The following is a 15211-nucleotide window of genomic DNA, read 5'->3' as shown; positions in this document are numbered from 1 at the left end:
AAACAACTTGAGAAAGCATTTAATTTATTGACTTTATGACCGCGATATGTCACAATTTGTATCAATGAAAAAAAGAGCCATAATTCTATGGAAAAATATAAATCAGAAAGGTTGAAATATTATGAATAAAGCTCTTGTATTATTGTTTTTATTTTTTATCGGAAGTCTGATCGGATGGGTGATTGAATTGTTCTTCCGCAGATTCTGTTCTCCAAATGGTCGAACAACAAAGAAATGGGTAAATCCCGGCTTTCTGGTCGGTCCTTACCTTCCGCTATATGGATCAGGACTATGCGTCTTGTATATGTTAGCATCTATTAACCTGTCATTTCTGGATGAACATCCAATCATTGAGAAGATTGTTTTATTTGTATTTATGGCGATCGCTATGACCGTGATCGAATACATCACCGGATTGATCTTCATTAAGGGAATGAATGTAAAACTCTGGGACTACACAGACCGCTGGGGAAATATCCAGGGTATCATCTGTCCTTTGTTTTCATTTTTCTGGGCAGTCCTTGGAGCGATCTACTACCTGCTGATTCATCCACATGTGCTCTCAGCACTTGACTGGTTATCCAGAAACCTTGCATTTTCCTTCTTCATTGGATTCTTCTATGGCGTATTCCTGATCGATATCGTTTACTCCTTCAACCTGATCGTCAAGATCCGTCAGCTGGCTGCCGAATACGAGATCGTCGTTAAAATCGATGAACTCAAACAGCATCTGTTAGAGGAAGCTGAGCTCCGCAAGGAAAAATCACATTTCTTCCTTGCTATGAAAAATGCTCGACCACTCCGTGAGATATTTGAGGATTCATTAGAGAAATATTCTATTAAGAAGATTCTGAAAGAAAAGAAGAAGAAATAATATATTGATTTTATCTAAAAAATATGCGCGCTGGCTTATCACTATATCTTTATTGCGCAGAACACTCTCGTTCTATTTTCACGTAGCGGTACTAAACTCGTCACCTATTGGTGACTCGTTAAGGACCGACGTTCAAATAGGTCTGCTCCATAAAATATAGTGATAAGCTGGCGCGCATATTTTTAATGCTACTAAAATTGTTTTATGCTTCTTTCTTCTCCCCCACAGGAATCTGTGCGAAGATAATTGCAATAAAGATCAACAGGCAGCCAAGGAGCTGGCGGACGGTTAGTACTTCTTTTAGAACCACCCATCCGGCAAGTACTGAAAATACAGATTCCAGACTCATGATCATAGATGCCAGCGTCGGATTCAGTCCATTCTGTGCAATAATCTGCAAGGTATAAGCAACACCGCTCGACATCACACCGGCATACAGAATTGCAACCCATGCATCCCATGACTGTAACTGTAGAAGCCATGCTGCTATTCCTGCTGCCGAATGTCCCATCTCTGAAAAGAACATCGGGAACGCACTGAATGCCCCGGCAACCAGGAACTGGATACAGGACATCCGTACACCATCAACCAATGGTGAAAAATGATCGATCACCAGAATATGTATAGCAAACAAAAATGCACAGAGCAATACAAAGAGATCACTGTTCTGAAATGATAGCGACCCCGCTGTCATACATAAAAGATAAAGTCCTACAATCGTGATCACCATTCCAAGCCAGATATTCCAACCACATTTTTTCTTTAAAAACAAACCAAGAATCGGAACCAGCAGAATATAGCAGGCTGTCAGGAAACCGGCCTTTCCTGCCGGAGTACCATAATACAGACCAAGCTGCTGTGCCGAGCTTGCAAAGAACAATGCCATTCCGCAGAACAAACCACCGATCCATAACAGTCTCCGTTCTGCGACTGTCTTCGGCTTCTTATTACTTGGATTAATTTTATCAAGTAACCTGATCACCGGAAGCAATACTACACTTCCAACCAGACTTCGTATACAATTAAAAGAAAATGGTCCCAGTGCCTGTCCACCTTTACTCTGTGCCACAAAGGCGGTTCCCCAGATAAATGCCGTAAGAACTAACAGGAGTGAATTTCTGATTTGTCTGCTTTTCATTTGTATTCCCTCTTCCTATCTTGTTTATTGTCAAATCGTTACATTATTCCTTTGAATCATTTTCTGTACAGATATTTTTCCTGTCATATGCATCCAGAAAATGATGCTTCTCTCCGTGCTGCTTCCATGCAACAACCGTGTCCAGATTTACATTTTCCACACTCTTGAAAATATTCCCTTCCACATAAGGATTTACCTGCTTCAAAGTCTGAATCAGTTCCTTGATCTCAACACGTTTCGAACGATTCTCGTTATTACAAGTCGTACAGGTGTCCGTGAATTTACATGCACACTGGATAAAATGCAGACCATTATAATCCCTCCATGCCTTGATATCATCCTCACGCACCAGATATAACGGTCGGATCAGTTCCATCCCTTCAAAATTCGTGCTGTGAAGCTTCGGCATCATCGTCTGTACCTGTGCACCATACAGCATACCCATCAATATGGTTTCAATTACATCATCATAGTGATGACCAAGTGCAATCTTATTACAGCCAAGCTCCTGTGCAAAATGATACAGATGTCCTCGTCTCATTCGTGCACACAGATAACATGGCGACTTCTCAACCGTAAATACAGATTCAAATATATCCGATTCAAATATCGTGATCGGAATATTCAGACTTTTTGCATTTTCTTCTATAACCTTCCGGTTCGCCTCACTGTAACCGGGATCCATAACCAGAAACTTAACTTCAAATTCAAATTTGTTATGCAGCTTCAATTCCTGAAAACATTTCGCCATCAGCATAGAATCCTTACCACCGGAAATGCAGACCGCGATCTTATCTCCCGGCTTCACCAGCTCATATGTGTTGATCGCCTTGGTGAACTTTGACCAAATGCTTTTCTTGAATTTCTTACGCAGGCTCAGCTCAACATCCTTCGCCTTGTTCTGCTCCTCCGGTTTGCTCATAACATCTAACAGCCATGCAGCATAACCGCCTTCCAGACTCTCTGCCTGATATCCTTTTTCTTTCAAATGCTCCGCTACGTCGATGCTGACTACGCCTCTCGCACAGAAAATAACAAGCAGCTTGTCCTTATCCACCTCGCTGCTTGTCTCTATTTCTTCCGCAGGAACCGCAATCGCATCCGGCACTGCCCCATGAGAAATCTCAATGGCATCCCGGATATCGATCAACCGATAACTGTCTTTATCTCGATTCTTTAATTCCGCTATTGTAATGCTCATATGCACGCTGCCTTTCTTCCTAGTGCACCAATAATCTTTCATATATATTTAACCTACACTAAAATACCAAGCAATTATATGACCTAAAAAGTTACTTTGTCAATGCAATTATGGAAAACAGCTACTCTTGAAGAATATAAACGAAAACAGCTCTGTTTTAGATAGTCAATATATTCTCCTGTTTCAGCGTCAATTACCAGCAGCGAATCAGGAAAATAAAAATAATCATATGTATAACAGATATCCAAATCCTCATAATACGCCACGAGCCAAACAGGTTTGTACTCAAACGTCCCTAATTTTTCCCCCTCCACAAGCATATAATCAAGCTCCATAAAATTAAATGCCGCTGGTTTATCAATTCCTGGATATGCTGCATAAAATGCCTCATATTGTTCTGCGAATTTCGGTTCTATATCTTCAAAATCCATTAATGTTACTGCTTTTTCTCCTGCCTGCACCCCTGCAATATAAAGTTCCGCATTCATCACACCATTATCGTCAACACAAACAGTAAATAATTCAGATGTGCAGAACGGATATGGCGCAAACAACTCCGTTTCAGCTATATATGCCCCTCTATTGCCTGCAGCTCTGGTAAACTGAAAACAATAGCCATTAAAATCAATTGGTCTTGCACTTTCAAACGTACTATAACCAAGCGGTCCTTCTTCTAAAATCTCTACATCCGTAATTCCACATGCTTCCAAAAACAACAAGGCTTCATCACGCGCACAATCCATATCTTTTGCACATCTGTTTTCCACTGTATTCTCTAAGTCAACAATACATTCTGTTACATCTCCCAGATGATTTTCCAATGTGATCGTATCATCCGTCTTCATTCCGTAATATGTATATAAACCCGCAGTTCCCAGATAATTCTCCAGTGTAATTCCTGTAATACAATCATTTTCTTCTTTAAATGTCAAAAGGAATAAATTATCTCCGATATATCCAACATATTTCTGTCCCTCATAATTCTGTATCAATGCTCGTTTATCTGATGCACCTGCCTCACAGGCAATAATATTTTCTATTTCTTGATCGCAGGAAACTGCCTGTGATGTTTGTCCCTGATCCAAATAATATTCTCGAATTTTCTCCTGATATATATGTATGGTTTCCAGATCCTCTCTGCACAGATTCTTATAATCATTTTCCAAACGGTTCTCAAAAATTCCTTTCTCTTCCTCAAACACAGCTTCAACAATCTCCTGTTTTTGTTTTGCAGCATTCGGAATCTGCTTATATTCATATATTCTAAAATCAGAATCTGGTATATATTCAACACCCTCTATCGCAAGCTTAACTGTATTCTTATTTACTTTCCATTCTTCCATATAACTATCCGGAATATGCAAACTATTTGCCGCATCCCCTACATATGATATATTCTTCTCTTTTGCACTTTCACAAGCAGTTAATCCCCCAAAGCACAATAATATAGATATCATAAGCGTGACTTTCCCCAAATTATTTCTCACTTTGCTTCCTCCAATATTTGTCCATCTGCAAGACGTATCACACGATCCGCCCGACTTCCTATCTCTTGATCATGTGTTATCACAATCAATGTCTTTCCTCGTTTATTCAACATTTCTAACAACTCCATAATCGCGATTCCCATTTCATGATCTAATGCGCCTGTCGGTTCATCTGCAAGGATCAAATCTCCCCCTGCCACCATCAATCTTGCAATCGCACAACGCTGCTGTTCCCCACCTGAAATCCTGGTTACCTTTTTGTCTGCTAAATCCCTGATTCCTGTAAATTCTAACATTTCATTCACCAGTTTTTTTCTTTCCCTACCGGAATATCTGCCTGCCAGTAATGGCAGTTCTACATTTTCAAATACCGTATAAGATTTCATTAAGGCATAATTCTGAAATACAAATCCCACATGTTTACGACGAAATTCGTGAAGCTTATCTCCTTTCATCTCATGAACAGCAATATCATTATAATAGTATTCACCGCTTGTCAGATAATCCATAGTCCCAATAATATTTAATAATGTACTTTTCCCTGATCCGGATTGTCCCATGATCGATATGTATTCCCCATCCTGGACATCCAGTGATACATCCTTAAGCGCCGGAAGCTCCCGATGCTCATATATTTTTGTAACATTTCGAAGTTTTATCATCACTATTCTCCTTCTTTTCCTAACAAATCAATCGGTGAACACTTATAAATCATAAATACCGGGCAAATTGTTGATAATGCAACAAATAGTATGCTTATCTCTCCAAGGATAGGAACCACTCGCTTCCAGTATATACTTCTGTAAGAAAATACCATTAACTGATCAGGCTCTATTATATGAATAAACAACCACCATACAAGAAATAATGAACAGCCATAGGCTAGAAGAAACTTAAGAATATTCTCCCATAGGATCATCCAGGTTATATTTTTCATTGAAAATCCCGCCGTCAGCATAATTCCATACTCTCTTCGTCTCCGCAAAAAATCAAGTATCTGTATACATAAAAGTACAATACAAAATGTGAGTCCCACCAGAATTAACATCTGAATAATATTATAATTAATCTTCCGACTCATTTCTTCTCCATTTTCTATTGCTTTACCAATATCAATCACTTTTATATCTTTATATCCAGCCTTTGCCAGCTTTTGCATAAGACTTCTCTTTATCTTTACATAAGAGTGTCCTTGTTTTATAGAAAAATAGAAATCCGAATTATTACAAAATATCTCTCCCGGGCAGGCTAACACTTCATAATCCAACGGAATTGTTCCTGTAACATCTGAAAAATCCAGCATTTCCATTTGTGAAACTGGAAAACTTTGTCCCTTTTCTAATATCCCGGCAACTACATATGTATATGACTGACCTCCCACTTCGCCAATATATTTTGTTCCAACTTCTATCTTGTCCTTATATGCAGATCCCAGATATAAATACATGCCATCTTCCATCGGTTTTAATTCTTCGATTAGGATTCCTTCGTCTAATTTCATCTTCCATATATTCTGAATGGTTGCATCTATTTCAATATAATATAAGCCATCTTTTCCATCTTCATCATCGATTGCCTGAAAACTATGGCCTGTCTGAATATTTTTCAATTTCTCCAATGCCGGATCGGTATTTATATATCCTGTTTGCCACGCACAGGTTACAGCTTCCACTCCATCCACTGATTTTATTATATCCATTGCCGGGTCAGACTGTAATTCACTATCCAGTTCATCCAAAAAACGGATTTCACACAAGGTATCTATATTCCTGATTCCTGACTCTTGCAAAGAATGTCTGATATTGGTTGACATACTATAAACACTGATCAGCACAGCAATCAAAAGCAATAACACCATTGCCAACACAATATTACCACCCAGTTGTAAAACATGAGACATAACATTATCTGCTGCTAAACGTATTATATTTCGTTTTCTCATACTTAATCCCTAACCTCCTTTGCAGGCACCAGCTGTCTTAACAGCTTGCAGATTGGAAAAAGTAATACCAGCAACAAAATACCAATCATAAATATAAAATACCACAAAATATATGTATTCCAGACAAACGTCATCTTCTTTTTCATTGCAAGACAATAGAAAATCTGTAAACATCCTGCAACAATAATAGAAATTCCCATTAATATCCCGATTCGTACCAACTGCCACTCTATGATTCGTCTATCTGTTATTCCAACTGTTTTCATAATTGCAAAATCTCTTTTCTGTCGTGCATACCATACTCTTGCAATCATTATGCAATTTATAATACCCACTATGTACAGTAATATCAGAATAGCTGCTTTTAATTTATAAACGATATACACATCTGTCTGACTCTCATAATGATCCAGCAGCTGTGCATAATAATTATCTGATTGTCCAAATATCTCTATCAATTCATCAGCCTGCTCTGCAACCGGAACACTCTTATCCATAAGCTGGATTGTCATTCCCGGATAAGAAGATGAAGTATAGGTCATTCCATCGGCTATCCGGTTCAAAAATACATCTGATTCCGATGTCCAGTTTTCTAACGAGCCAAACGCAATAATCATTTTATCTGAATCATTTCCAAATGATTCCAGATACCCAGTCACCTGACAATCAATTCCATCTAATGACAAGCATTCCGTTCCATCTTTTGAAACTGTTACTGAATCCTTCCATCCATGTCCTACTACAAGATAAATGTTATCCGAATTCCATTCCTCCATTGTTGGATATCTGCCACTTTCAAGCAATCTGTTCCAGTTTCCATGATATGCCACTGCAATCTGCACTTCATCCGCATCTTCCTCACAACTGCCAATCGAAAACTCATCTCCTCTGATTACAGCATCACAACTAACATCGCTTATACGCTCCAGAATTGCTTTTGTACTCCGAACCGCCATCTCCTGTATTTGTCGATATTCTTCTATATCATTCAATTTATATTCCGTTGCTCCTGTGGTAGAGTAGATATTAATATAAGCGTTATACTTTGAAATACCATCCTGACTTTCATATTTTTGAATCCAATTACTCATAATCTGATATCCATTCAAAATTGTACTCAAGGACAGACTCATACCTACTAAAAAAAGTATAAATGTCAGCTTATCTTTTGTAATTTTATACATATCATCTTCTCCTGTAATCTGTGTTTCATTCATATCACTATAAAACAAAAACAAGCAACTTGTCCTTATCCACCTCGCTGCTTGTCTCTATGTCTTCTGCCGAAACCATGACCGCATCCGGCACTGCCCCATGAGAGATCTCAATGGCATCCCGAATATCGATCAACTGGTAACTGTCTTTATTTCGATTCTTTAATTCCGCTATTGTAATGCTCATATGCACGCTGCCTTTCTTCTTTGCACAAATCTTTTACCACTTCACCTGCAATGATCAGTCCTGCAACCGACGGAACAAATGCCACACTGCCCGGAATATCTCTCCGCTCTGTGCATTTATGCTGTGCTCCCGGAGGGCAGATGCAATTTGTTCTGCAGCTGATCGACATATCCTCAAGTGGTCTTACCGGCTGTTCTTCCGAATATACAACCTTTAACTTTTTCACGCCACGCTTCTTAAGTTCCCGACGCATAACCTTTGCAAGCGGACATACCCTTGTTTTATAAATATCTGCTACCTGAAACATACTGCCATCCAGCTTGTTTCCTGCACCCATACTGCTGATGATCGGCACTCCTTTTTTCTGTGACTGGAGCACCAGCTCAATCTTAGCCGTAACCGTATCTACCGCATCTACAACATAATCATAAGAGTCAAATGGGAATTCATCTGCATTTTCCGGCAGGAAAAAGCATTTGTGCATCTCGACCTTAGCATCCGGATTTATGTCCAGAATCCGTTCTTTCATAACATCTGTTTTATATTTCCCCACAGACTTTCTGGTGGCAATAATCTGGCGGTTCAGGTTTGTCAGGCATACCTTATCATCGTCGATCAGATCAAAGGAACCGACACCGCTCCGTGCCAGAGCTTCGCACACATAACCGCCAACGCCTCCAACGCCGAATACCGCTACTTTTGAATTTGCCAATTTGTCCATTGCTTCTTTACCAAGCAATAATTCTGTCCGGGAAAACTGTGTTAACATGTCTATCTCTCCTAAATAACCTACTAAAACGCTAGGCAAAATTATAGGGCCTGAAAAGGTTCTTTGTCAATGATTTTCTGGCAAAAAGGACCGGTATTATACCACGTCATATAATACCGATCCTGCTTACATTAACTATTTTCTAATTATTTAATCTTCCACGTCTTTACGTATCCGACGGATTTCTTTTTCAGCTGTTTCTTTAAAGCTGTCTTTGCTTTCTTTGTGCCTTTCACAGTAATGGTTGCTTTCTTATTTATGCCCTTGAATGCACTCTTACGGATGGTTGTAAGATTTCCTGCTGTGACTGTGATCTTTTTCAGATTCTTGCAACCGGCGAATGCTTCATTGCCAATCTTCGTTATACCCCTTCCGATCGTGATATTTGTCAGATTTTTGTTACCCTTGAATGCTTGGCTCGCAACCGCTGTTACTTTATAGGTAACACCACCCACCTTTACAGTAGATGGTATGGTAAGTTTTTTCGCTTTCTTGTTTGTGATCTTCATAACAGCAACAGTTGGATTCTTCTTTGAAGATGAAGTTACCTTTACTTTAATCTTCTTAGAAGGAACTGTAAGAATTGTACCTTTCTTAGCAGGCTTTGGCATTAATTTAACTGGTATATTATTCTCCTTTGCATATTTATATGCTACGGAATTTTTATTGCAAATAACTGTAGTATTTTGGTTAAAAACTGTCCACCAATATCCACTCTCATTCTCACCCTTTTTAAATACGTCAATTTCAATAACACTATCTGGTATAACAACCGATTTTAATTTCGGACAGCTAAAAAAAACTCCCTTACCGATACTTGTTACACTATCCGGTATCGTTATGCTGGTTAAATTGCTGCACATAGCAAATGTTTTACTGGAGATTCTTGTTATCCCCTCCGGCAATACTACTTTTTTAATTTATCACATGAAAAAAAAGCCTCGCATCCTATACTTCTTACATTTTCAGGTATGGTGATACTCGTTAGATCAGTAGTTGCAAATCCATAGCTTCCTATACACGTTAAGCTATTTGGTAACGTTATACTGGTCAGATTTAAGCAAAGATCAAATGCAAAATCTCCTATACTTGTTACTCCCTCCAGTATTGTTATGCTGGTTAAACTGCTACAATTCCAAAATGCAGAATCTCCTATACTTATTACCTCTGTCCCATTAATCTTATCCGGGATTACAACCTTTTTCTTATCACCTTTATACTTGGTAATAGTAATTCCATCCTTAGCTTCTTCATATGTAAAATCACCATATGTCTTTGACTCTTCCGCCTGTGCTGTCATACCGCCCCCGCCACACAGCAACACACATAAAATCAATCCCAAGCCCGCATAGATCAGGCTTCTTATCTTCTTTTGCATCATTTTCATTCATCTCTCCTTTTCTCTTATGCTCCTTGTTTTTATAAGTTACATTGCTTTTTCCCATTTTTAGAAACAGTGCTAGGTACAATTAAACACAATTTTATCTGTATCTGACACTTTTTGTTTGATGTCTCTAAAAAAGCATAAACATTATAAAAAAAAAATAACTGTCAATAGTTCACAAAATATTTCTTAATTATTTAAATTTCGACAAAAAAATCCAGATACAACATCTCTGCCATATCCGGACTTCTACTAAAATATACATGTTATCTGTTCTGCTTATGTCTTTATCCTATGATTGCCTTGATTTCATCTTCACTCATTTCGGTTACATCCATGATCTGCTCTAAGGAATAGCCTTTCTTATGCATTTTCAGGATAATCTCCGATTTTCCTCGTGCTTCGCCTATTATTTCACCTTTGACTATGCCCGCGGCTTCGCCCTTTACATATCCCATCTCTTCTACGCCTTCACTCAGATTACACATGACTTTCACCTCATCTCTAATACCATTTCTGTCTACCGGTATGTCATACTCCTGTTTCATAAGCTTCAATTTTTGTTCTGCCGTCATTGTCTGCGACAATAATGTTCCAAGTAATCGATGCAGTTCATATTGTTCTTTCTTTGGTGGAATCTCCTTTGCCAGACCGATCATCACGATGTTAGGGATATCCAGATTTCCCTTCCAGTCCTGATCACCAAGTAAATCATCTTTTACCATATGGATATGACTCAGACTGTTCTCTTTCATATTCATACAGATCCAGATGGAATACACCTGTTTGATCTCGTTGTAATCAGAACCGGTAAATTCCCGCTCTTTCTGGGATGACACCAGTCTTGCCGTATAGAAGATTGCCCGATTTAAGATATGATACTTTGTCGGTTCATTCTTCTGTGCTTCCAGATTGATGATCACCTTTGCCAATCCATCCCGCATCCATACATAGAAGATAATATCAAAATATATCTTTCCTTCATCAATCTCAGAATTCTCAGTATTCAACCCGACAATCCGTTCACCGGTTCTGGCATCCACCATATCTTTGTTCGTTAGTCCGGGTTCAACCGGAATCTGGCTGATATACGGTTCACCTTCGATCAATGAGGCAACCGTATCTGCATCCATACCTTTAAATTCTTCTACTACCCTGATCAGTATATGCGCCAGTATGATCTTCTGTCCAAGCAGGCGCTTGGCACTGGCATCATACTGTGCTTTCTGATCAGTAGCCTTGGAGGAATATACAATTTCGTTATCCATGTCCCATCTCCTTTCCCGACAGAACAGAATAACATGCATATTTTAGCTTTGTATATTGCCTCCGTCTCTCCAAGTTTGATTGTAATGGATATTAAAAAGGAAAACAAGTTTAACCATAAAAAATCCGGATACAGCATTTCTGCCATATCCGGACTTCTACTAAAATATACACCTTATCTGTGCCGCCTGCGCTCTTATCTTAATCTATTTATAACACCATCAACAAAGTTCCCAGTCCGATCAGTACACAACCAATGATCGACTTCATCGTAAATTCTTCGTGCAGGAATACAAATGCAAGAATCAATGTAATAACGACACTTAATTTATCAATTGGTACTACCTTGGATGCATTTCCCATCTGAAGTGCTTTATAATAACACAACCACGATGCTCCGGTTGCAAGTCCTGATAGGATCAGAAACAACCAGCTTTTCTTCCCGATCGCGCTGATTCCGGACTGTGTATGTGTCAGGAACACCATGCCCCATGACATCACAAGCACAACTGCTGTTCGGATCGCTGTTGCAAGATTCGAATTTACTCCGTCAATACCTACCTTTGCAAGAATTGATGTCAATGCCGCAAATACAGACGACAACAATGCAAATACAAACCACATATAAATCCTTCTTTCTTCTTTTATTATCTTCTTTTTCATGCAACTGTGCAATCTATGAAATCTTAACTTTTTCTCTTAACTGCCTGTCGGTAAATGAAAAGTGCGGCAACTGCTGTTATCAGTTCTGCTACCCAGAACGCATTCCAGACACCGACAACACCAAAGATACGACTGAGTACAAATGCAGCCGGAATGATGACAACCACATAGCGAAGCAGGGAGATCATCAATGATGGCGTACCCTTGCCAAGTCCCTCTAATGCACCGGATGAAGTCACGGATACCGAAGAAACAATAAATCCGGCACAGATGATCCGAAGTGCCGTCACGCCCTCCGTGATCGTTACCTGATTATCCGAGAACATTCCGATCAATTTAGCCGGGAAGATCAGACAGATCACTGTTCCAAATACCATGATCAGACCAATGATCGTAAGTGTAATATTATAAATGCTGCGGACACGCTTATGCTCTCCCGCTCCGTAATTATAGCTAATTACCGGACGCATACCCTGGATCATGCCGTTTGCAGGAAGATATAAAAATGTCTGCAATTTATAATAGATTCCAAGGATCACAACATAGATCTGTGAATAGGTACTTAATATCGCATTCAGTGCAGTCGTAAGCAGGGACGGAAGTGCCATATTAAGAATAGCCGGAATACCAATCGCATACAACTTCCCTGTCAGATAATCCTCCGTATGCAGATATCGTCTGCCGATCTTTACGGATATTGGACGGAACACATAGACAAACAGATAGATCAACAGGGTAAACACCTGTCCAAGTCCGGTTGCAAGTGCAGCACCCCGGATTCCCATTTTCGGAAATGGTCCGATACCGAAGATCAATAGAGGATCTAATACAATGTTCATCAGGCATCCACCGCCAAGTCCGACCATTGTAACAACCATTCTTCCAACTGCCTGATAGATCTTCTCAAATGACAGATCAATGGAAATAATAACAGAAAATGCAAATACGATCATCGAATACTGAATTCCCATCTGAACAACTGTCTCATTCGATGTGAACATCCGCAGAAATCCCGGCATGATCAGGATACAGACTACTGTCATGATCACACCATGAACAACAGAAAGAAGAGTACCCTTTGACGCTGCTGCATTTGCCTTGTCCGGTTCCTTTGCGCCGAGATAGAACGCGATCACCGCATTGATTCCCACGCCAAAACCGATGGCTACCGCATTTACAAAATTCTGGATCGGAAAGACAAGCGACAGAGCTGTCATCGCATCCTCGCTGATCTTCGCTACAAAAAAGCTGTCCACAATGTTGTACAGAGAATTGACCAACATCGATAATATCATCGGAAGTGCCATTGACAAAAGCAGCGGCAGCACCGATCGTTCTTTCATAAATTCTTCGTTCATATGTTTCTCCCTCTCTACATAAAAACGCCACACAGTTATAAATGGTTTCACTTATAGCTGTGTGGCGAAAAGATGACTTATTTATTATCCGGAAAAATCCACTTCATTCGTTTTCGTGGCTATTCTACCATATTTTTTCAGAATGTCAATAAATGCTTAGCGAATATAGTATACTCTGTTATCCTTTCTTGGAATAACATCAGGATACGCTCCATCCGTAAATCCAAGTGCGCAATGTCCGACACCGATATAGTCGCCGGTGATTCCAAGGCCTTCAAGGATCTGCTTTCCTTCTTCGCTTTCGAATTCTTCTTTTGCACGATGGATCCAGCAGCTTCCGATTCCAAGATCATGTGCGGCAAGCATCAGATTTCCCATCGTCAGGCTTCCGTCATAGACAGCAGTCGGACAGGATGCATCTGCCAGTACGATCAATATAACAGGTGCTCCGTAAAATGGATCAAAGCCTTCCTCCCAGCCGCCGATCATACGGTTCATCTCCATGATCTTATCCCGCATCTCTTTATTTGTTACCGCAATAATGATCGGAGACTGCAAGCCTCTGCCATTTGCAGCAAATGTTCCTGCTTCAATGATCTGATCCAGAACATCCGCCGGAACCATATCCGGTTTGAACTTCCGGATGCTTCTTCTCGTCTTCATCTCATCCAAAACAACGCTCATCTTAAAATTCTCCTTATTACAACAAGCTCTTGCGGAGTTCTGCTCCGTCTTTTGCGCTCAAGTACGCCGGTGCTATATCGAACACGGTCTTACATCCGCTCTGTCCTTCTTTGTACAGGCGGTATGCTGCTCTTGCATAAGCCACGATGACACAGGATGTGAATTCCGGGTTGGAATCCAGCTTCAGGCTGTATTCGATCACATGATTATTTTCCAGATTCCAGCCGGTCTTACCGGAACGGATCACAAATCCACCATGAGGAATTCCACTGTGGTTTGCCTTTAATTCTTCTTCACTGATAAAGTGAACCGTTGTATCATAATCGGCAAAATAGTTTGGCATGTTCTTGATCGTTTCTTCAACTTTTACAGGATCGGCACCATCCTCTAATACAACAAAGCACTCTCTTGTGTGCTTCTGTCTGGTTGTAAGTTCGGGATTCTCACCATTTCTGACTGCTTCCAGTGCTGCTTCTACAGGGATCGTGTACTGCTTGCCATCCTTAACACCCTCTACACGACGGATCGCATCGGAATGTCCCTGGCTGACACCTTTTCCCCAGAATGTATAATCACGACCTTCCGGTAAGATTGCATTTGCATACATACGGTTTAAAGAGAACATACCCGGATCCCAGCCTACTGAGATGATGCCGACATGACCATTCTTCTTTGCGGCAGCATCTACATTTGCAAAATGCTCCGGAATTCTTGCATGTGTATCGAAGCTGTCTACAACATTGAACATCTCTGCATACTTTGGTGTCTGCTCCGGCAGATCGGTAGCACTGCCGCCGCAGAGTATCATAACATCGATCTTATCCTTCCACTGCTCCACATCATTTACAGAACAAACGGCTGCTCCCTCTGTTAATATCGATACTGTCTCAGGTGCACGTCTGGTAAATACCGCTGCAAGCTCCATATCCGGATTCTGCTTGATCGCACACTCAACACCTCGTCCAAGATTTCCATATCCTAAAATACCTATTTTCATGTTTCATACTCCTTTACAAAAATTACTCTTCTTTCAGTTTAATGATT

Annotated in this window: 16 protein-coding genes; 1 reads left to right on the top strand and 15 read right to left on the bottom strand. The window is 40.1% G+C overall.

Annotated features, from left to right (window positions below; genetic code table 11):
* Positions 1–121 precede the first annotated feature (121 nt).
* The gene (locus tag DWW85_RS00470) at positions 122–874 is read left to right on the top strand and encodes a putative ABC transporter permease (protein ID WP_117807149.1); all 753 of its coding nucleotides are present in this window, start codon (positions 122–124) and stop codon (positions 872–874) included.
* 202 nt (positions 875–1076) lie between these two features.
* Here DWW85_RS00470 and DWW85_RS00465 read toward each other — a convergent pair whose 3' ends face one another.
* The 15 genes from DWW85_RS00465 to DWW85_RS00400 all read right to left on the bottom strand — a co-directional run bounded on the left by DWW85_RS00465 (position 1077) and on the right by DWW85_RS00400 (position 15164).
* The gene (locus tag DWW85_RS00465; RefSeq protein ID WP_117807148.1) at positions 1077–2012 is read right to left on the bottom strand and encodes a DMT family transporter; all 936 of its coding nucleotides are present in this window, start codon (positions 2010–2012) and stop codon (positions 1077–1079) included.
* Between the two features lie 43 nt (positions 2013–2055).
* Positions 2056–3213 (bottom strand): ATP-binding protein, encoded by a 1158-nt coding sequence (locus DWW85_RS00460; protein WP_117807435.1) that lies wholly within the window; start codon positions 3211–3213, stop codon positions 2056–2058.
* A gap of 83 nt (positions 3214–3296) precedes the next feature.
* Positions 3297–4700, bottom strand: a complete 1404-nt coding sequence (locus DWW85_RS00455) for a hypothetical protein (protein ID WP_117807147.1) — start codon at positions 4698–4700, stop codon at positions 3297–3299.
* Positions 4697–5362: an ABC transporter ATP-binding protein gene (locus DWW85_RS00450; protein WP_173783785.1), complete on the bottom strand. Its 666-nt coding sequence runs from the start codon at positions 5360–5362 to the stop codon at positions 4697–4699. Before DWW85_RS00450 ends, DWW85_RS00455 begins: the two co-directional genes overlap by 4 nt.
* A 2-nt stretch (positions 5363–5364) precedes the next feature.
* On the bottom strand, positions 5365–6642 hold the full coding sequence (locus tag DWW85_RS00445; protein WP_117807146.1) for an ABC transporter permease: 1278 nt from the start codon (positions 6640–6642) through the stop codon (positions 5365–5367).
* A 2-nt stretch (positions 6643–6644) separates the two neighbouring features.
* Complete coding sequence (locus DWW85_RS00440; protein WP_147340886.1) at positions 6645–7826, bottom strand: ABC transporter permease; 1182 nt, start codon at positions 7824–7826, stop codon at positions 6645–6647.
* A 37-nt stretch (positions 7827–7863) separates the two neighbouring features.
* Positions 7864–8043 carry a hypothetical protein gene (locus DWW85_RS00435; RefSeq protein ID WP_181986466.1) on the bottom strand — a complete coding sequence of 60 codons (180 nt, stop codon included), beginning with the start codon at positions 8041–8043 and terminating at the stop codon, positions 7864–7866.
* The gene (locus DWW85_RS00430) at positions 8006–8812 is read right to left on the bottom strand and encodes a tRNA threonylcarbamoyladenosine dehydratase (protein ID WP_117807144.1); all 807 of its coding nucleotides are present in this window, start codon (positions 8810–8812) and stop codon (positions 8006–8008) included. The genes DWW85_RS00435 and DWW85_RS00430 overlap by 38 nt, the downstream gene beginning before the upstream one ends.
* 146 nt (positions 8813–8958) lie before the next feature.
* Positions 8959–9675, bottom strand: a complete 717-nt coding sequence (locus DWW85_RS12840; RefSeq protein WP_242995967.1) for a leucine-rich repeat domain-containing protein — start codon at positions 9673–9675, stop codon at positions 8959–8961.
* 44 nt (positions 9676–9719) lie between these two features.
* A complete protein-coding gene (locus tag DWW85_RS12835; protein ID WP_242995965.1) occupies positions 9720–10199 on the bottom strand; it encodes a leucine-rich repeat domain-containing protein in 480 nt (159 codons plus the stop codon).
* A gap of 284 nt (positions 10200–10483) precedes the next feature.
* The gene (locus DWW85_RS00420) at positions 10484–11464 is read right to left on the bottom strand and encodes a hypothetical protein (protein ID WP_117807143.1); all 981 of its coding nucleotides are present in this window, start codon (positions 11462–11464) and stop codon (positions 10484–10486) included.
* 208 nt (positions 11465–11672) lie between these two features.
* Positions 11673–12086 carry an EamA family transporter gene (locus DWW85_RS00415; protein ID WP_021943198.1) on the bottom strand — a complete coding sequence of 138 codons (414 nt, stop codon included), beginning with the start codon at positions 12084–12086 and terminating at the stop codon, positions 11673–11675.
* Positions 12087–12148: 62 nt separating this feature from the next.
* Positions 12149–13483 (bottom strand): MATE family efflux transporter, encoded by a 1335-nt coding sequence (locus tag DWW85_RS00410; protein WP_117807142.1) that lies wholly within the window; start codon positions 13481–13483, stop codon positions 12149–12151.
* 156 nt (positions 13484–13639) lie between these two features.
* The gene (locus tag DWW85_RS00405) at positions 13640–14167 is read right to left on the bottom strand and encodes a nitroreductase (RefSeq protein ID WP_021943348.1); all 528 of its coding nucleotides are present in this window, start codon (positions 14165–14167) and stop codon (positions 13640–13642) included.
* A 16-nt stretch (positions 14168–14183) separates the two neighbouring features.
* Positions 14184–15164, bottom strand: coding sequence for a diaminopimelate dehydrogenase (locus DWW85_RS00400; RefSeq protein WP_117807141.1), 981 nt, complete (start codon positions 15162–15164; stop codon positions 14184–14186).
* Between the last annotated feature and the right edge of the window lie 47 nt (positions 15165–15211).

Source organism: Clostridium sp. AF17-21AC (assembly GCF_003461365.1).
In the GTDB taxonomy this organism is placed as follows: Bacteria; Bacillota; Clostridia; order Lachnospirales; family Lachnospiraceae; genus Coprococcus; species Coprococcus ammoniilyticus.
This window is presented reverse-complemented; position numbering and strand designations above follow the sequence as displayed.